The organism is Leisingera sp. ANG1 (genome assembly GCF_000203975.2).
In the GTDB taxonomy this organism is placed as follows: domain Bacteria; phylum Pseudomonadota; class Alphaproteobacteria; order Rhodobacterales; family Rhodobacteraceae; genus Leisingera.
Window position 1 is genome coordinate 160,873 of sequence record NZ_AFCF02000001.1, and the last position, 15,301, is coordinate 176,173.

The following is a 15,301-nucleotide window of genomic DNA, read 5'->3' on the forward strand; positions in this document are numbered from 1 at the left end:
CGGATTAGGGGTGAAAACTGTACCGGGTACAGAGAGGCTGCAGGCGGATGACGTGGTAGGCCCGGCAGGATTCGAACCTGCAACCAAAGCGTTATGAGCGCTCTGCTCTAACCGTTGAGCTACAGGCCCGCCATGAAAATGTGGTTAGGAAATGAAGCGGAGAAGGTCAAGCGGTGATTGCAGAGGCCAAGGGCGTTTCCGTGCTCTGGGCCCCGAGCAGGGATTCCAGCCGGGCAACTGTTTGCTCTATAGTCAAATCCCGGCGCCGGTCCGGCGTGCGGCGCGAGGGATAGACAGCAAACACGTCTTTTAATGGCGCCTCATATCCGGGCAGAACCTGCTCATATTCACCGCTGGCCAGTTGTTCTTCGACCATGAAGCGGGGTGCACGGGTATACCCCGATCCGCTGCTGACGGCATGCATGATAAGGTCCGGATCGTCGGCGGTGAAGCCGACCTGCACCGGCGCAGGATACTCCTGACCGCCGCGGCGCAATGGAAAGAACCCGCGGGTCTGATCCTCGTGGTGCTGAATGAACTTGAGCCGTTTCAGCTCCTCCGGCGTTTGTGGCCTGCCTTCGCGGTCCAGATAGTCCGGGGTGGCAAACAGAACCGTTTCCAGGGTGGAGATCTTGCGCCCGAAGCCGTCGGTGTCGCCCAGCCGCCCGGTGCGGATCGCCAGGTCGAACCCCTCGCGCACGACATCGACCAGCCGGTCCTCCAGCCGCATCACGATGTTCAGATCCGGGTGCTCTCGGTTCAGGTCCAGCAGCATCGGCCCGATCACACTGCGCCCGAGAAAGGAGTTCACGCTGATCCGGAAGGTGCCGGAGACGCTGCCTTCCAGCGCGTCCACTTCGGCTGTCATGCGGTTGTAGCCGGACAGCAGGGTCTGCGCATGGCTGAAAACCAGGTCGCCCGCGCGGGTGGCGTGAATGCCCTTGGCGGTGCGGTGCAGCAACTGCTGGCCCATCAGCGCCTCCAGTTGCTTGATCTGCTGGCTGACTGCAGACTGGGTAATACCGCGGCGCTGGGCAGTGCGGTTCAGGCTGCCTTCATCGAGGGCGATAATGAATGTCTCCAGCAGGGCCAGCTTGTCCATGGCATGCCTATACGAGTTGCTAATAGCCGTTATCGGTTCTGCCGGGCTGTAAGCTGCGAAAATGCGGCCTTAAGTCCGGTGCACGGGAATATTTCCTGAAACAGATATTGGAGTTTCTTATGACAATCAATCGCAGGGCATTTCTGAGCGGGCTGGCAGCGGCTCCGGCGGCGGCACTGGCAAGCGGGCTCGCTGGCAGCAATTGGGCTTGGGCGGCTGAGGGTTCAGCGGCGGCTGGCCCTGTCATCCACCCGTTCAGCCTTGGGGATGCCAGGATTACGGTGCTGCTGGATGGCCATCTGCCGCTGGGAACCCAGTTGTTCAATGACTACGATGCTGCTAAGGCAGAAGCGGTGCTGGCACAGGGGCTGCACCGGCTGCAGAACGATGCCCTTCAGATCCCGGTCAATGGCTACCTGGTGGAGCGCGGCGGGAAGAAGCTGCTGATCGACACCGGCACGGCGCAATTGATGGGGCCGGGCCTGGGGGCGCTGGGCGCCGGACTAGCAGCGGCAGGCGTTGCGCCGGAAATTATTGATACTGTACTTTTGACGCATATCCACCCGGATCATTCTGGCGGGCTGATCACGCCGGACGGTGCCGCAGCCTTTGCCAATGCGGAACTGGTCGTGGCGCAGCGGGAATGGGACTTCTGGCATGACGATGCCATCATGGCCGGAGTGCCCGAGGGGAACCGCGGCTTCTTTGACATGGCCCGCCGCTCAGTCGCGCCATATTCCAACCGCCTGCAACTGCTGCAGGGGGAGGGCGAGGCTGCGCCCGGTTTCACCGCGGTGGAGCTGCCGGGCCATACGCCGGGCCACACCGGGTTCATGCTGGATGCGGGCGGCGAGGGGCTGCTGTTCTGGGGCGATCTGATTCACAGCGCCGCGCTGCAGTTTGCGCTGCCGGACTGGACCATCGCCTTTGACACCGATCCGGCGCAGACCGCCCAGACCCGGCGCAAGATGATGGACCGGGCGGCGGCAGACAATCTGCTGGTTACCGGCGCGCATCTGGACTTCCCCGCGTTGGGCCGGGTGCTGCGGCAGGGAGATGCCTTTGCTTATCAGGCGGCGCCTTGGCAATTCGGGATTTGAGACCGGCATTCCTGTGGTGAAAACCGCTCTGCTGCGCTGTCGGGGCTGGCGCAGCAGATTCCCTAGTTCCCTTCTGATGCGCCTTGCGCTAAAGGCTGCGCAACCGATTTGAAGGAGCCAAATGATGACCAGCGGCAAGAACGGCCTGACCTATGCAGATGCAGGTGTGGACATTGATGCGGGCAACGCCCTGGTTGACCGGATCAAGCCGGCCGCCAAGCGCACAAACCGCCCCGGCGTGGCCAGCGGGCTGGGCGGGTTCGGCGCGCTGTTTGATCTGAAGGCTGCAGGCTACAACGATCCGATCCTGGTTGGCGCCACCGATGGTGTCGGCACCAAACTGCGGATCGCCATCGACACCGGTGTGGTGGACGGTGTTGGCATCGACCTGGTGGCGATGTGCGTCAATGACCTGGTCTGCCAGGGCGCTGAGCCGCTGTTCTTCCTCGACTATTTTGCAACCGGCAAGCTGGAAACCGACGTCGCTGCCCGCATCATCGAAGGCATCGCCGAGGGGTGCGTGCGCTCCGGCTGCGCGCTGATCGGCGGCGAGACCGCGGAAATGCCGGGCATGTACCCGGAAGGAGATTTTGACCTCGCGGGCTTTGCCGTGGGCGCCATGGAGCGCGGCACCGCGCTGCCTGAGGGCGTGGCTGAGGGCGACGTGCTGCTGGGGCTGGCGTCTGACGGCGTGCACTCCAACGGCTATTCGCTGGTGCGCAAGCTGGTTGACGTTTCCGGCCTGGGCTGGGACGCGGACTGCCCGTTCGGCGAGGGCTCCTTGGGCGCGGCGCTGCTGACCCCGACACGTCTGTATGTGAAGCAGTGCCTGGCCGCAGTGCGGGCAGGGGGCGTGCATGCGCTGGCCCATATCACCGGCGGCGGGTTGACTGAGAACCTGCCGCGGGTGCTGCCCGAGGATCTGGGCGCCGATATCGACCTGAACGCCTGGGACCTGCCGCCCGTGTTCAAATGGATGGAGGAAACCGGCGGCATTGCCGAAGCGGAGATGCTGAAAACCTTCAACTGCGGCATCGGCATGATCCTGTCCGTTTCCGCGGACCGCGCTGACGAGCTGGTTAAAGTTCTGGAAGCGGAAGGCGAGACCGTCGCCCGCCTGGGCACCGTCACCGCAGGCGCCGGCATGCGCTATTCGGGCAAGCTGCTGTGAGCCACAAACGGGTTGCCATTCTGATTTCCGGCGGCGGCTCCAACATGGTGTCGCTGCTCGAGAGCATGACCGGCGATCATCCGGCGCAGCCCTGCCTGGTTCTGTCCAACAACGCCGATGCCGGCGGGCTGGTCAAGGCCGCTGCTGCTGGTGTCGCAACCGCAGTGGTGGACCATCGCCCGTTCAAGGGCGACCGGGAAGCCTTTGAGACTGAGCTGGTTAAGCCGATTTTTGAGGCCGGTGCGGACATCGTCTGCCTGGCCGGTTTCATGCGGGTGCTGACCGCCGGGTTCGTCTCGCAATTCGAGGGGCGGATGCTGAACATCCACCCCTCCTTGCTGCCGAAATACAAAGGGCTGCACACTCATGCGCGCGCGCTGGAAGCGGGCGACGCAGAGCATGGCTGCACCGTTCATGAGGTAACACCGCTGCTGGATGAGGGCCCCATTCTGGGTCAGGCGCGGGTGCCGGTGCTGGCAGGTGACACGCCGGACGCGCTGGCCGCGCGGGTGCTGGAGCAGGAGCACAAGCTCTATCCGGCGGTGCTGCGCCGCTTTGCCGCGGGCGACAAGACGCCGGTTCTGCTGCCTTAACGGGTTTCCTGCACGGCCGCGCTGTTTCCGCGCCAGTCCAGCTGTTCGACTTGCTGTTCCGGCGCCATCAGTGCGGGCAGGCCGATCAGCACCAGCAGCAATGCTGCCGCAAGCACCGGAATCAATCCTCGGGACAGCGTGAAACCACCGGTTTTGGCGGGGGAAAGATCAAGTATGGTCATCGTTAGTCCTCCTGTGACGGGTGTATCCCCAATCTAGGAGCACGGCATTCATAATGAAAATGAATGTTTGAAAAGGGTAGCATCACAAGATGTGAACTTATGTGGCGCCCGTGTGCTGGCGGCCACAGCACCGCTGGCAGAAATCTTTGCCCGGCCTCGCACCTGTTTGCATTGGCCGGGACAAGCGCGTATCACGGCCCGGTCTTACTGATAATGAAAAAGCCGTAATTGATGAAAACTCTGACCTCTACCGAAGAACTGCAGGCCTTCTGCGAAGCTGCAGCGCAGCACGCCTATGTCACGGTGGATACCGAGTTTCTGCGCGAACGGACCTATTATTCCAAGCTCTGTCTGATCCAGCTGGCCTTTGCCGGGGATGGGGAGAACGACGCGGTTCTGGTTGATCCGCTGGCCGACGGCATCTCGCTGGAGCCGCTGTATGAGCTGTTCCGCAACGAGAATGTGGTCAAAGTGTTCCACGCCGCGCGCCAGGATCTGGAGATCTTCTGGGTCGACGCGCAGGTCTTTCCGAAGCCGCTGTTCGACACCCAGGTTGCGGCGATGGTCTGCGGCTTTGGCGAGCAGGCCGGCTATGAGACGCTGGTGCGCAAGATCGTCAAGCAGGGGCTGGACAAGACCTCGCGCTTTACCGACTGGTCGCGCCGTCCCTTAAGCGAGGCGCAGAAAACCTATGCGCTGGCGGATGTGACCCATCTGCGCAAGATTTATGAATTCCTTGCTGCGGAATTGGACAAAAGCGGCCGCGCCCATTGGGTGACCGAGGAGCTGCAGGTGCTGACCGATCCTGCGACCTATGACATTCAGCCCCAGGACGCCTGGAAACGGGTGAAAACCCGCACCAATTCCGGTAAATTCCTGGCCGTTGTGCGTGAGCTGGCAGCCTTCCGCGAGACCTATGCGCAGTCCAACAACGTGCCGCGCAACCGGGTGTTCAAGGATGATGCGCTGGTCGAGCTGGCCTCAACCAAGCCGCGCAATCCGGGGGATCTTGGCGGCTCCCGGCTGCTGCTGCGCGAGGCGCGCAAGGGCGCGATTGCCGAGGGTATTCTGGAGGCCGTGGCCAAGGGCGTTGCCTGCCCGGCAGAGAAGCACCCGAAGATGGACCGCAGCAAGGAGAAGCTGCAGGTGAACCCGGCGCTGGCGGATCTGCTGCGGGTGCTGCTTAAGGCCAAGACAGAAGCCGAAGGCGTTGCTGCCAAGCTGATCGCGCCGAGCGCGGATCTGGATGCGATTGCCGCGGGTCTGCGCGATGTGCCGGCGCTCAGCGGCTGGCGGCGCGAGGTCTTCGGCGCCGATGCGCTGCGGCTGTGCGAAGGCAAGATCGGCCTGGCTGCCAAGGGGCAGGACGTGAAGGTGGTTGAACTCTGACTGCCCGGCCAAGTGTAAAAACCCAAAAGAAAACGCCCGCATCTGCGGGCGTTTTCTTCTTTGGGGTAGGGCTAGCGGCGGCGGCTTTCCCGCGCGTTTGTCTCGCCGTTCACCCGCACCAGGCGGATCTCCTGCAGGTCCTGGTTCGACAGGGTCCGGGCGGCGTGCAGAGTGCGGCTGAACTCGCTGCCGGTGATTGTCGGCTGTTCCGGATACACGATCCGGAAGTCGTAGGTCAGGACACCTTCCTCGGTGCCGTCAACCCGCCGCAGTTCAACGTCAAATGCGCCCTGGCGCGCAGCGACGCCGGTAGCGTGGATGATAGCGCCCGTGCTGGTCCGCTCAATCTCCAGGCTGTCGATCCGGCTGATCAGGACGCTTTTGTCCTCGGGCGGTTTCTTGGCAAAAATGCCGCGCGCATTGCTGTCCTGCGGCAGCAGCGGATTGACGTTCTCCGCCACTTCCACCTCTGCCGGTTCCGAGCTGCCAAACCAGTTGGAGGGGTTCAGCCGTGAATCCCGCCAGCCGCACGCCGAAAGCACCAGCGCGCAGGCCAAAGTAAGAGCCAATGGTTTATGCATCTGTCCCCGCCCATTCAAAATGTCTTTGCAACGGATTACCCGATTGGCTGCAGCTTGAAAAGCGGTTGAAAAGGGGCGGGCAGGGGCTTAGGTGCTGATCTGCACCGGATGCGGGTTTTGAGGATAGACGGACGATGGCCACTGCCGCCTTTGAAGAGATCGTGGAAGACTTCGAGTTCATGGAGGACTGGGAGGACCGCTACCGCCATGTGATCGACCTCGGCAAGGCGATGGAACCGCTGGACGATGCGCTGAAGGTGCCTGCGACCAAGGTCGACGGCTGTGCCAGCCAGGTGTGGCTGCATGCCACCATCGAGGGCGGTGAGTTCCGGTTCGACGGCGACAGTGACGCGATGATTGTACGCGGCCTGATTGCGGTGCTGCGCTGCCTCTACAACGGGCTGCCGGTGGCCGAAGTCGCGGCAGTGGATGCCAAGGCAGAGCTGGGGCGGCTGGGGCTGAATGAACACCTGTCCTCGCAACGGTCCAACGGTCTGCGGGCGATGATCGAGCGGGTCCGCGAAACAGCGATGGCGCAGGCCTGAAGCGGGGCGAGGGGCCGGCCCCTCGCGCTCCCCGGAGTATTGCTGGAAAGATGAAGAGGGCTACCGGGCCCAGTTTGTCATGGCGGTTTCCAGATCGCCATAACCGGTGTGGCGGTGTTCAAACGCCAGGCCCATCCGGTCTGCGCATTCGCGGGCCTTTTCCACCAGTTTTGGATCGCTGATCTGCGACTGATAGACCAGTTTGGTGTAATTGCCGAACACCATGTCCCGCAGCTCCGGGTTCTTGTCCAGGCCCATCGGGCGCCAGACAAAGGCGTCGAACTGCTTGACCAGAAAATCGGTGAGGTAAAAGGCTGTGATTTCTCCTTCTTCCGAGTGGCGGGCAAAAGTCTCATTACCCTCAAAGAAGGAATAGCAATGCGGGCCTGCGACCATCTCAACGCCCAGCTCCGCGCATTTTCGCTCCAGCGCGCCGCCGGTGCCGCAGTCGGCATAAACCACGAAGATCTTGTCATAGACCGCTGAATGCTTGGCCACGGCGCCGTCAACGGCGTCAACGATCTGTTCCGGGTAGAGGTGCAGTTTGGCAGGCAGGCAGGTGAGGTCGATGTGATCCATGCCGTTTGCGTCCTTGATGGCAAGGATCTCGCGCGCCAGCGCGCCGCAGGCGATCAGCAGGATGCGGCCGGATTTCTTTTCGGGCGCGGCCAGGCCCTGTTCGGTGAGGGAGCTTTCCTCAAGCGTCCGCCCGGTGGGGGGGCGGAAGGCAGCCCGCTCTGTCAAGCGGGCTGCACGTCCTTTGCGTGCCAAATCAGGCGCTCATCGAGTTGTGCTTGCGCGCAACGAAGTCCTTGGCCATTTCCACGGCCACGGCTGCGTCACGGCAGTAGCCGTCGGCGCCGATTGCCTTGCCGAACTCTTCGTTCAGCGGCGCGCCGCCAACCAGCACGATGTAGTCGTCGCGCAGCCCTTGCTCGACCATGGTGTCAATTACCACCTTCATGTAGGGCATGGTGGTGGTCAGCAGAGCCGACATGCCGAGGATGTCCGGCTTATGCTCTTCCAGCGATTCCAGGTAGTTCTCGACCGGGTTGTTGATGCCGATGTCGACAACTTCGAAGCCGGCGCCTTCCATCATCATGGACACCAGGTTCTTGCCGATGTCGTGGATGTCGCCCTTGACGGTGCCGATGACCATGGAGCCAACGCGCGGGGCGCCGGTTTCGGCCAGCAGCGGCTTCAGGATGGCCATGCCGCCCTTCATCGCGTTTGCCGCCAGCAGCACTTCGGGAACGAACAGGATGCCGTCGCGGAAGTCTGCGCCGACGATGGTCATGCCGCCAACCAGTGCCTTGGTCAGGATGTCGTAGGGCGTCCATTTGCGCTCGAGAAGGATGTTCACGCCTTCTTCGATTTCCTCTTTGAGACCATCATAGAGGTCGTCAAACATCTGCTGAACAAGTTCCTCGTCATCGAGTTCCGAGAGGATGATGTCTTCTTCGTCCGACATGCGCCTAATCCTTGCTGACGGGGGAATCCCCGGTGTTGGCCTATTTCTGAGGCTTTTGTGACAGAATGCTGTTTGCGAACTGCATTATTTGCGACATTGCCGCGTTTCTAACCGACGTATAGAGACAATTCCGGCGCAAGAATAATGAAGATTCCACATGGAAATCTTCGATTTTGCCCATTTGTTCTTTATTTGTTCTCTTGAGGCGGTTATTTTGCGTCCATGCCGTCGGAAATTACGCCACACACCTTGCGCCGCAAAACACGCGCCAGCCTCAGCAATGCGGCAGGCCGGTTCGATATGGCGCGGGAGGATGTGGATGACGGTTGGTTTCAGGACGTGCCGGACGCGGTGATTCCCACTGAAGTGCGTCTCGAGACGGCGCGCTCGCTGATCACCTACAACCGTTCACCCGATCTGCCGTTTGACCGGTCCATCAATCCCTACCGCGGCTGCGAGCATGGCTGCATCTACTGTTTTGCGCGGCCGACACATGCTTATCTGGGGCTGTCGCCTGGGATGGATTTTGAGACCCGGCTGATCGCACGCCCAAATGCTGCAGCGGTTCTGCGCAAGGAACTGTCGGCGCCGCGCTACAGGGTGGCCGCGATTGCGCTTGGCACCAATACGGATCCCTATCAGCCGTGCGAGCGGGATCTGCGCATTTCGCGCGCGTGCCTGGAGGTGCTGCGCGACTTCAACCACCCGGTGGCCATTGTGACCAAGGGCGCCATGGTGGAGCGGGACCTGGACATCCTGGCGCCGATGGCGGCCAAGGGGCTGGTAAGAGTGGGGATTTCCGTCACCACGCTGGACCCGGATCTGTCCCGCCGGATGGAGCCGCGGGCACCGCTGCCCGCCCGCCGGCTGGCGGCGATCCGGCGGCTGACGGAGGCCGGGGTGCCGGTGCGGGTGATGACTTCGCCTGTGGTGCCGGGGCTGACGGATCATGAACTGGAGGCGCTGCTGGCCGCCGGGGCAGAGGCGGGCGCGGATGCTGCCAGCTGGATCATGCTGCGGCTGCCGCGGGAGGTATCGGAACTGTGGCAGGAATGGCTGGCAGAACATGCGCCGGCCCGGGCCGCCAAGGTGATGGCCCGGTTGCGCGAGATGCACGGCGGCCGGGATTATGACCCGCGCTGGGGCCACCGGATGCGGGGCGAGGGGCGTTATGCCGAGATGATCGCGCAGCGGTTCAAGGCCGCCTGCAAGCGGCTGGGCCTGCAGGAGCGGACTGGACCGCTGCGCAGCGATCTGTTTGCCCGGCCGCCGCAGCCAGGCGACCAGCTGGCGCTGTTCTGACCGGCTCTTGATCAGCAGGCGCTGCGTTTTTGTGGTATGCTTGGGCCCTTCATGACGGAAAGGAAGGTTCCCAATGACCACTGTTGCTATGAAAGCGCGTGTCACGGGACGCGTGCAAGGCGTGGCCTTCCGCACCTGGGCGCGGGCGGAGGCGCTGCGCCACGGGCTGACGGGCTGGGTCCGCAATGAACCTGATGGATCGGTCAGGGCCTTGCTGATGGGGCCGTCGGACAGCGTCGCGGATATGGTGCGCCACATGGGCCGCGGCCCCGGTGCTGCTTCGGTCAAGGATGTTCTGACGGAACGGACCGATCCGGACCCGGGGATCAGCGGTTTTAGTATCACCGGATAGGCCAGGCCCGCGGGAAAAATTTGGCGCCGCGTTTTAAAAACGCGGCGCCATACGTCATTCCGATGACTGCTGCAGGGTCAGGCGCGGCGGCGTCCGCGGCGTCCGCGGCGCTCGCCGCCAGCGTTCGCATCCTCGCCGGTGCCATCGCTTTCAGAGGTGAAGGGGCCAAGCACCTCGACGATTTTCTCCAGGGCCGGAGCGTCGCCGCGGGGGCGGCTGTCCAGTGCGTCGCGCATGGAGCGCAGATGCGCCGGCATGGTGCCGCAGCAGCCGCCGATGATCTTGGCACCGGAGTCGCGCGCCATCACCGCATATTCACCCATCAGTTCCGGGGTGCCATCGTAATGGATGTGGCCGTCGACATATTTCGGAATGCCGGCGTTGCCCTTGGAAATAATCGGGCGTTCAGTGCCTTGTGCGGCGAAGCCGAGCACGGTGCGCAGGATGTCGGAGGCGCCGGTGCCGCAGTTGGCGCCAAAGGCCAGAGGCGCATTTTCGAACTCTTCCACCAGCTGCGCCAGGTCAGAGGAGGTCACCCCCATCATGGTGCGGCCCGCGGTGTCAAAGCTCATGGTGCCGCACCAGGGCATGTCCGCCAGCTTGAAAGCCTCCGCTGCGGCGCGGAATTCTTCCGGGGCGGAAATGGTTTCCAGCCACAGCACATCGGCGCCGCCTTCCTTGAGGGCATCGGCCTGCTCGTGGAACATCTCAACCGCCAGGGCGTGGGACATCTCGCCGACCGGTTCGAAGATTTCGCCGGTTGGGCCGACGGAGCCGGCAACGGCGATCTTGCGTTCCGCCTTGTCGGAAACCTCACGGCCCAGTTCGGCAGCGATGCGGTTCAGCTCGCGCACCCGGCCCTGCGCGTCATGCAGTTTCAGGCGCGCGGCGGTGCCGCCAAAGCTGTTGGTCAGGAACAGGTCGCTGCCGGCATCCACCGACCCCTGGTAAAGCGCCAGTATTTTCTTGGGTTCATCGACGTTCCACAGCTCTGGCGCGTCGCCGGACTGCAGGCCCATGGCAAAGAGGTTGGTGCCGGTCGCGCCATCCGCCAGCAGCACGTCTTTTGTTTCCAGAAGCTGTTTGAAAGTGTTTGTCATCGGTTGAGTCCCGTGTCAGCGGGCCGCCCCGGCGGACCGGGCGGCAAATTGGTCTGCTTCCCCTCTCTCACGCCGGGCGGGCAAGGGCAATTTCATTTTCTTCATCTTCATTATGAGAGTGCTGCCCGGCTGCCGCAAAGCCGCAGGCACAGGGGCGAATGCGGCGTGGCGCCACGAATTTCGCAACACACCGCGCGGAAAGTTCCGCAGGGGCAGTAAAGAAAATGGCGGAAACAGCCGTTGGCAGGCTTCAGTCTGCCTCGCTCAGGATCTGGTCCTTGGCCTGCGGCAGCAGTTCCGCGCGTTTCGCCCGGATTTCATCGGCAGAGGCCTTTCCTTCCAGCTCGCCTTCCAATTTGCGCACCACGTCTTCGTGGCCGGCTTCTTCCAGATCGGCTGCAACAACCGTTCCGGCAAAGGACTCTGCATCCTTGCCGCTCAGCCCCAACAGCTCTGCGGCCCACAGGCCCAGCAGCTTGTTGCAGCGCGCCTGCGCATTGAACTGCATCTCCTCATCATGCGCGAACTTCGCTTCAAAGGCCTGCTCACGCTCGTCAAATGTCGTCATATCGCGTCCTCGTTTAACCTGTTGCACCCCTCTGTATGATAGGAGCATGATCCCGGTGCAGGGCAAGAAAAAACTGTTCCTTGCAAGGCCCTTGTGCTGCGGTGGGCAAGGTTCCGGGGGCTGCGCTGCGTCCCCGGGGGAAGGGAACGTCTTTCTGCGGGCAGGGGCGGCGTTCACCTCAGCCGTGCAGCACGCTTGCGGCTGAGGCCCCCTTGCACTATGAGAGCGGCACATCGCAGGGCCGGATTCCCGGCATTGACCCGAAAGGTTCCCAATGGCGCGTCGCAAGAAGATTTACGAAGGCAAGGCCAAGACTTTGTATGAGGGCCCCGAGCCCGGCACCATCGTGCAGTACTTCAAGGATGACGCCACCGCCTTCAACGCTGAAAAACACGACGTGATCGAGGGCAAGGGTGTCCTGAACAACATCCTAAGCGAGTTCTTCATGCTGGGGCTGGCGCAGATCGGCGTGCCGACCCACTTCCTGAAGCGCCTCAACATGCGCGAGCAGCTGGTGCGCAGCTGCGAAATCATTCCGCTGGAAGTGATCGTGCGCAACTATGCGGCCGGTTCGATCTCCAAGCGCCTGGGCATTGACGAGGGCACCCAGCTGCCGCGTCCGGTTGTGGAATACTGCTACAAGGACGACGCCCTGGGCGATCCGCTGGTCACCGAAGAGCACATCGCCGCCTTTGGCTGGGCCAGCCAGCAGGACATGGACGACATCCTGAGCCTGGCGCTGCGCGTGAACGACTTCCTGTCCGGTGTATTCCTGGCTGTGGGCATCCGTTTGGTCGACTTCAAGATCGAGATCGGCCGGATTTACGAGGGCGACTTCCAGCGCCTGGTGATCGCCGATGAGATCAGCCCGGACAGCTGCCGCCTGTGGGATATCAAGACCGGCCAGAAGCTGGACAAGGATGTGTTCCGCCGCGACCTGGGCAGCCTGACCGACGCCTACAGCGAAGTGGCGCGCCGCCTGGGCGTGATGCCGAACAATCCGCCTGCGCCGGGCAAACCGACGCTGGTGAACTGAGATAGGGACCCGCAGCGCCTGCCGCGCCGCGGGTCTTTGAGTATATTTGGAAAGATGAAGCCCGGCAGGGCTTCGCCATCGAAAACCTGAGGGATGATGCGATGAAGGCACGGGTGCATGTGATGCTGAAGAACGGGGTTCTGGATCCGCAGGGCGAGGCTGTGCGCCACGCGCTTGGCGCTCTGGGCTTTGACAAGGTCGAAGGCGTGCGTCAGGGCAAGGTGATTGACCTGGATCTGGCCGAAGGCGCCACCGAGGCCGATGTGACCGCCATGTGCGAGAAGCTGCTGGCCAACACCGTGATCGAATCCTACAGCATCGAGATGGCCTGATGAAGGCGGCGGTAGTAGTCTTCCCGGGTTCGAACTGCGACCGCGATCTGGCGGTGGCGTTTGAACAGGCCGGTTTCGACGTGTCGATGGTCTGGCACAAGGACAGCGCGCTGCCCGAGGGCGTGGACATCGTCGGCGTGCCGGGCGGGTTTTCCTATGGCGATTACCTGCGCTGCGGCGCCATCGCGGCGCAATCGCCGATCTGCAAGGCGGTGATCGCGCACGCGGACCGCGGCGGCTATGCCATCGGCGTTTGCAACGGCTTTCAGATCCTGACCGAAACCGGCGTTCTGCCGGGCGCACTGTTGCGCAATGCGGGGCTGAAGTACATCTGCCGCACCGTGAACCTGAAGGTGACAACGTCCGAGAGCGTCTTTACCCAAGGTTACAACGCCGGTGATGTGATCGGCGTGCCGATTGCCCACCACGACGGCAACTTCTTTGCCGATGCCGACACGGTGAAGGCACTGCAGGACCAGGACCGGGTGGCCTTTACCTATGAGGACAACCCCAACGGGTCTGTTGCGGATATCGCGGGCATTCTGTCGGAAAACCGCCGTGTTCTCGGCATGATGCCGCACCCGGAACGGGCGGCGGACGAGGGCCATGGCGGCACCGACGGCGCGGCAGTCTTCCGCGCATTGGCGGGAATGGTCACCGCTGCGTGACTTGAGGATAAGCGGCGGCGGTCATAGGGTAAGTCTATGACCGCGCCGCGAAATGATTTGAGCAAACCCGAACCCAGAACGCGTTCCCGCACGATTTCCTGGCGGGCGCGGCTGGCGCTTGTGCTGTTCATGGCGGTGGCGGCTGTCACGGTCTGGACCACCAACCGGGCGCTGACCCACCGGTTCACCGAAAGCACCCGGAACCGGGCAGAGCTGCGGCTGGCGCTTTATTCCGGCAACCTGCTGAGCGAGCTGCGCCAGCATGCCATCGTGCCGCAGCTGCTGGCGCGCGACCAGACGCTGATCTCGGCGTTGCAATCCAGCGACTTCTCCCTGTCCACCCAGCGGCTGATATCCTTTGTTGACGAAATCGGGGCCGCCTCGATCATGCTGCTGGCGCAGGACGGGCGCACAGTGGCGGCCACCGACCGCAACCGGCTGGGAGAGAGTCACCGCAACGCGGCCTATTTTGTCGATGCGGTGCGCGCCAAGTCGACGGTGTTCTCGGTGATCCCGCGCGAGGTGGGCGGCTACCGCTTTACGTATTCGCGGCGGATAATCGACGCGACCGGCGTGCTGGGTGCAATTGTGGTCGAGGTCGACCTGCAGAAATTCGAACGCGCCTGGGCGGGGATTTCAGACGCGGTGCTGGTCACCGACAGCACCGGCAACATCATCCTCGCAACCGAGGCACGCTGGCGCGGCCTGAAAGAAACCGACGCGCTGACCCTGCAGACGCCGGAGGGGGCCATTCAGCGGGCAATCCGTGCCACAACCGACTGGACCGCTCTGCCGCCCGATGCCTACCTGCAGGGCGAGGCGGTGATGCGGCTGGAAACGCGGGTGCCGTTTCAGGGCTGGCGCATGGCGACCTTCACCACCTATTCCTCTGTCCGCGAGCGGGTGAATGCGGTGCTGGCGCTGGAGATCATGGGATTCGCCATCCTTCTGGCGCTGGCGTTCTACTTTCTCAGCCGCAAGACGGCGCTGCGGATGGCGCTCTTTCAGCGCGAGTCGGCAGAGCTTCGCGTATTGAACGCTCGCCTGCAGCGGGAAATTGCCGAGCGGGAACGCATGCAAAAGACCCTCGCTGTGGCCGAGCAGAGCCTGGCGCAAAGCTCCAAACTGGCCGCCTTGGGCGAGATGTCCGCGGCTGTCAGCCACGAGCTGAACCAGCCGCTGGCGGCAATGAAAACCTATCTGGCCGGCGCCCGGCTGCTGCTGAACCGGAACCGCCCGGACGAGGCGCTGGCCTCCTTCGGGCGCATTGATGATCTGATCGAGCGGATGGGCGCGATCACGCGCCAGCTCAAGTCGTATGCGCGCAAGGGCGGCGATGCGTTCAGCCCTGTAAACTTGGGTGATGCGCTGGCTTCCAGCCTGTCGATGATGGAGCCGCAGCTGCGCCAGCGGCATGTGAAAATAACCCGCATCCTGCCGGAAGAACCTGTTATGGTGATGGGCGACCGGATGCGGCTGGAGCAGGTGATGGTCAACCTCTTGCGCAATGCGTTGGACGCCACCAAATCAGTGGCCGACCCAGAGGTGGAGATCCTGCTGGCGGCGGGTGAGACGGCAACCTTGTCGGTGCGTGACAATGGGATGGGTATCAAGGACTTCGACAACCTGTTTGAACCTTTTTACACCACCAAGCAGCCCGGCGACGGGGTTGGATTGGGGCTTGCCATCTCCTCGGGGATCGTCAACGACCTTGGGGGACGGCTGACCGCACGCAACGGGCAGAACGGCGGTGCGGTCTTTGAAATGCAATTGCCGGTCCTGGTGGACGGTATCGAAGCTGCCGAATAG

The 15,301-nt window shown here is 62.9% G+C and carries 18 protein-coding genes and 1 tRNA gene; 11 read left to right on the forward strand and 8 right to left on the reverse strand.

Annotation, left to right across the window (positions count from 1 at the left end; translation table 11 throughout):
- Positions 1–53: 53 nt before the first annotated feature.
- Both GC1_RS00835 and GC1_RS00840 read right to left on the reverse strand, forming a co-directional pair.
- A tRNA-Ile gene (locus GC1_RS00835) sits at positions 54–129 on the reverse strand.
- 37 nt (positions 130–166) lie between these two features.
- Positions 167–1,102 (reverse strand): LysR family transcriptional regulator, encoded by a 936-nt coding sequence (locus tag GC1_RS00840; protein WP_019297445.1) that lies wholly within the window; start codon positions 1,100–1,102, stop codon positions 167–169.
- Between the two features lie 119 nt (positions 1,103–1,221).
- Between GC1_RS00840 and GC1_RS00845 the strand changes: the two genes are divergently transcribed.
- From GC1_RS00845 to purN, 3 genes are all read left to right on the forward strand, one after another.
- The gene (locus GC1_RS00845; protein WP_019297446.1) at positions 1,222–2,202 is read left to right on the forward strand and encodes an MBL fold metallo-hydrolase; all 981 of its coding nucleotides are present in this window, start codon (positions 1,222–1,224) and stop codon (positions 2,200–2,202) included.
- Positions 2,203–2,326: 124 nt separating this feature from the next.
- Positions 2,327–3,373 carry a phosphoribosylformylglycinamidine cyclo-ligase gene (purM, locus tag GC1_RS00850; RefSeq protein ID WP_029204939.1) on the forward strand — a complete coding sequence of 349 codons (1,047 nt, stop codon included), beginning with the start codon at positions 2,327–2,329 and terminating at the stop codon, positions 3,371–3,373.
- Positions 3,370–3,966 carry a phosphoribosylglycinamide formyltransferase gene (gene purN / locus GC1_RS00855; protein ID WP_019297448.1) on the forward strand — a complete coding sequence of 199 codons (597 nt, stop codon included), beginning with the start codon at positions 3,370–3,372 and terminating at the stop codon, positions 3,964–3,966. The genes purM and purN overlap by 4 nt, the downstream gene beginning before the upstream one ends.
- Here the strand turns inward: purN and GC1_RS00860 are convergent.
- Entirely contained in the window at positions 3,963–4,148 is a 186-nt protein-coding gene (locus GC1_RS00860) for a hypothetical protein (protein WP_019297449.1), read from the reverse strand. The genes purN and GC1_RS00860 overlap by 4 nt on opposite strands.
- A gap of 231 nt (positions 4,149–4,379) precedes the next feature.
- Between GC1_RS00860 and rnd the strand changes: the two genes are divergently transcribed.
- Positions 4,380–5,537 carry a ribonuclease D gene (gene rnd, locus GC1_RS00865; protein WP_019297450.1) on the forward strand — a complete coding sequence of 386 codons (1,158 nt, stop codon included), beginning with the start codon at positions 4,380–4,382 and terminating at the stop codon, positions 5,535–5,537.
- 71 nt (positions 5,538–5,608) lie between these two features.
- Here the strand turns inward: rnd and GC1_RS00870 are convergent, their stop codons facing one another.
- The gene (locus GC1_RS00870) at positions 5,609–6,118 is read right to left on the reverse strand and encodes a hypothetical protein (RefSeq protein WP_019297451.1); all 510 of its coding nucleotides are present in this window, start codon (positions 6,116–6,118) and stop codon (positions 5,609–5,611) included.
- Between the two features lie 134 nt (positions 6,119–6,252).
- On the opposite strand from GC1_RS00870, the gene GC1_RS00875 reads away from it, so the two are divergent.
- Positions 6,253–6,663, forward strand: a complete 411-nt coding sequence (locus tag GC1_RS00875; protein ID WP_019297452.1) for a SufE family protein — start codon at positions 6,253–6,255, stop codon at positions 6,661–6,663.
- Positions 6,664–6,723: 60 nt separating this feature from the next.
- Here GC1_RS00875 and GC1_RS00880 read toward each other — a convergent pair whose 3' ends face one another.
- Together GC1_RS00880 and GC1_RS00885 are read right to left on the reverse strand one after the other, a co-directional pair.
- Positions 6,724–7,434: a DUF1638 domain-containing protein gene (locus tag GC1_RS00880; protein ID WP_019297453.1), complete on the reverse strand. Its 711-nt coding sequence runs from the start codon at positions 7,432–7,434 to the stop codon at positions 6,724–6,726.
- A gap of 1 nt (position 7,435) precedes the next feature.
- Complete coding sequence (locus tag GC1_RS00885) at positions 7,436–8,134, reverse strand: corrinoid protein (protein ID WP_019297454.1); 699 nt, start codon at positions 8,132–8,134, stop codon at positions 7,436–7,438.
- 222 nt (positions 8,135–8,356) lie between these two features.
- Here GC1_RS00885 and GC1_RS00890 point away from each other — a divergent pair, with 222 nt between their 5' ends.
- Together GC1_RS00890 and GC1_RS00895 are read left to right on the forward strand one after the other, a co-directional pair.
- A complete protein-coding gene (locus tag GC1_RS00890; protein ID WP_029204940.1) occupies positions 8,357–9,436 on the forward strand; it encodes a PA0069 family radical SAM protein in 1,080 nt (359 codons plus the stop codon).
- Positions 9,437–9,509: 73 nt separating this feature from the next.
- Complete coding sequence (locus GC1_RS00895) at positions 9,510–9,788, forward strand: acylphosphatase (protein ID WP_019297456.1); 279 nt, start codon at positions 9,510–9,512, stop codon at positions 9,786–9,788.
- A 77-nt stretch (positions 9,789–9,865) separates the two neighbouring features.
- Here GC1_RS00895 and bmt read toward each other — a convergent pair whose 3' ends face one another.
- Complete coding sequence (gene bmt, locus GC1_RS00900) at positions 9,866–10,888, reverse strand: betaine--homocysteine S-methyltransferase (RefSeq protein WP_019297457.1); 1,023 nt, start codon at positions 10,886–10,888, stop codon at positions 9,866–9,868.
- A gap of 250 nt (positions 10,889–11,138) precedes the next feature.
- Positions 11,139–11,456 (reverse strand): DUF1476 domain-containing protein, encoded by a 318-nt coding sequence (locus GC1_RS00905; protein ID WP_019297458.1) that lies wholly within the window; start codon positions 11,454–11,456, stop codon positions 11,139–11,141.
- Between the two features lie 274 nt (positions 11,457–11,730).
- Between GC1_RS00905 and purC the strand changes: the two genes are divergently transcribed.
- From purC to GC1_RS00925, 4 genes are all read left to right on the forward strand, one after another.
- Positions 11,731–12,492: a phosphoribosylaminoimidazolesuccinocarboxamide synthase gene (gene purC / locus GC1_RS00910; RefSeq protein ID WP_019297459.1), complete on the forward strand. Its 762-nt coding sequence runs from the start codon at positions 11,731–11,733 to the stop codon at positions 12,490–12,492.
- 101 nt (positions 12,493–12,593) lie between these two features.
- Positions 12,594–12,824, forward strand: coding sequence for a phosphoribosylformylglycinamidine synthase subunit PurS (purS, locus tag GC1_RS00915; protein WP_019297460.1), 231 nt, complete (start codon positions 12,594–12,596; stop codon positions 12,822–12,824).
- On the forward strand, positions 12,824–13,492 hold the full coding sequence (gene purQ / locus GC1_RS00920; protein ID WP_019297461.1) for a phosphoribosylformylglycinamidine synthase subunit PurQ: 669 nt from the start codon (positions 12,824–12,826) through the stop codon (positions 13,490–13,492). Before purS ends, purQ begins: the two co-directional genes overlap by 1 nt.
- A 36-nt stretch (positions 13,493–13,528) precedes the next feature.
- Positions 13,529–15,301 carry an ATP-binding protein gene (locus GC1_RS00925; protein ID WP_019297462.1) on the forward strand — a complete coding sequence of 591 codons (1,773 nt, stop codon included), beginning with the start codon at positions 13,529–13,531 and terminating at the stop codon, positions 15,299–15,301.

What these genes read in the sequence shown, in the direction of transcription:
- GC1_RS00840 (WP_019297445.1), bottom strand. Translation starts at nt 1,102, where the DNA reads ATGGACAAGCTGGCCCTGCTGGAGACATTCATTATCGCCCTCGATGAA.
- GC1_RS00845 (WP_019297446.1), top strand. Translation starts at nt 1,222, where the DNA reads ATGACAATCAATCGCAGGGCATTTCTGAGCGGGCTGGCAGCGGCTCCG.
- purM (WP_029204939.1), top strand. Translation starts at nt 2,327, where the DNA reads ATGACCAGCGGCAAGAACGGCCTGACCTATGCAGATGCAGGTGTGGAC.
- GC1_RS00860 (WP_019297449.1), bottom strand. Translation starts at nt 4,148, where the DNA reads ATGACCATACTTGATCTTTCCCCCGCCAAAACCGGTGGTTTCACGCTG.
- rnd (WP_019297450.1), top strand. Translation starts at nt 4,380, where the DNA reads ATGAAAACTCTGACCTCTACCGAAGAACTGCAGGCCTTCTGCGAAGCT.
- GC1_RS00870 (WP_019297451.1), bottom strand. Translation starts at nt 6,118, where the DNA reads ATGCATAAACCATTGGCTCTTACTTTGGCCTGCGCGCTGGTGCTTTCG.
- GC1_RS00875 (WP_019297452.1), top strand. Translation starts at nt 6,253, where the DNA reads ATGGCCACTGCCGCCTTTGAAGAGATCGTGGAAGACTTCGAGTTCATG.
- GC1_RS00885 (WP_019297454.1), bottom strand. Translation starts at nt 8,134, where the DNA reads ATGTCGGACGAAGAAGACATCATCCTCTCGGAACTCGATGACGAGGAA.
- GC1_RS00890 (WP_029204940.1), top strand. Translation starts at nt 8,357, where the DNA reads ATGCCGTCGGAAATTACGCCACACACCTTGCGCCGCAAAACACGCGCC.
- GC1_RS00895 (WP_019297456.1), top strand. Translation starts at nt 9,510, where the DNA reads ATGACCACTGTTGCTATGAAAGCGCGTGTCACGGGACGCGTGCAAGGC.
- bmt (WP_019297457.1), bottom strand. Translation starts at nt 10,888, where the DNA reads ATGACAAACACTTTCAAACAGCTTCTGGAAACAAAAGACGTGCTGCTG.
- GC1_RS00905 (WP_019297458.1), bottom strand. Translation starts at nt 11,456, where the DNA reads ATGACGACATTTGACGAGCGTGAGCAGGCCTTTGAAGCGAAGTTCGCG.
- purC (WP_019297459.1), top strand. Translation starts at nt 11,731, where the DNA reads ATGGCGCGTCGCAAGAAGATTTACGAAGGCAAGGCCAAGACTTTGTAT.
- purS (WP_019297460.1), top strand. Translation starts at nt 12,594, where the DNA reads ATGAAGGCACGGGTGCATGTGATGCTGAAGAACGGGGTTCTGGATCCG.
- purQ (WP_019297461.1), top strand. Translation starts at nt 12,824, where the DNA reads ATGAAGGCGGCGGTAGTAGTCTTCCCGGGTTCGAACTGCGACCGCGAT.
- GC1_RS00925 (WP_019297462.1), top strand. Translation starts at nt 13,529, where the DNA reads ATGACCGCGCCGCGAAATGATTTGAGCAAACCCGAACCCAGAACGCGT.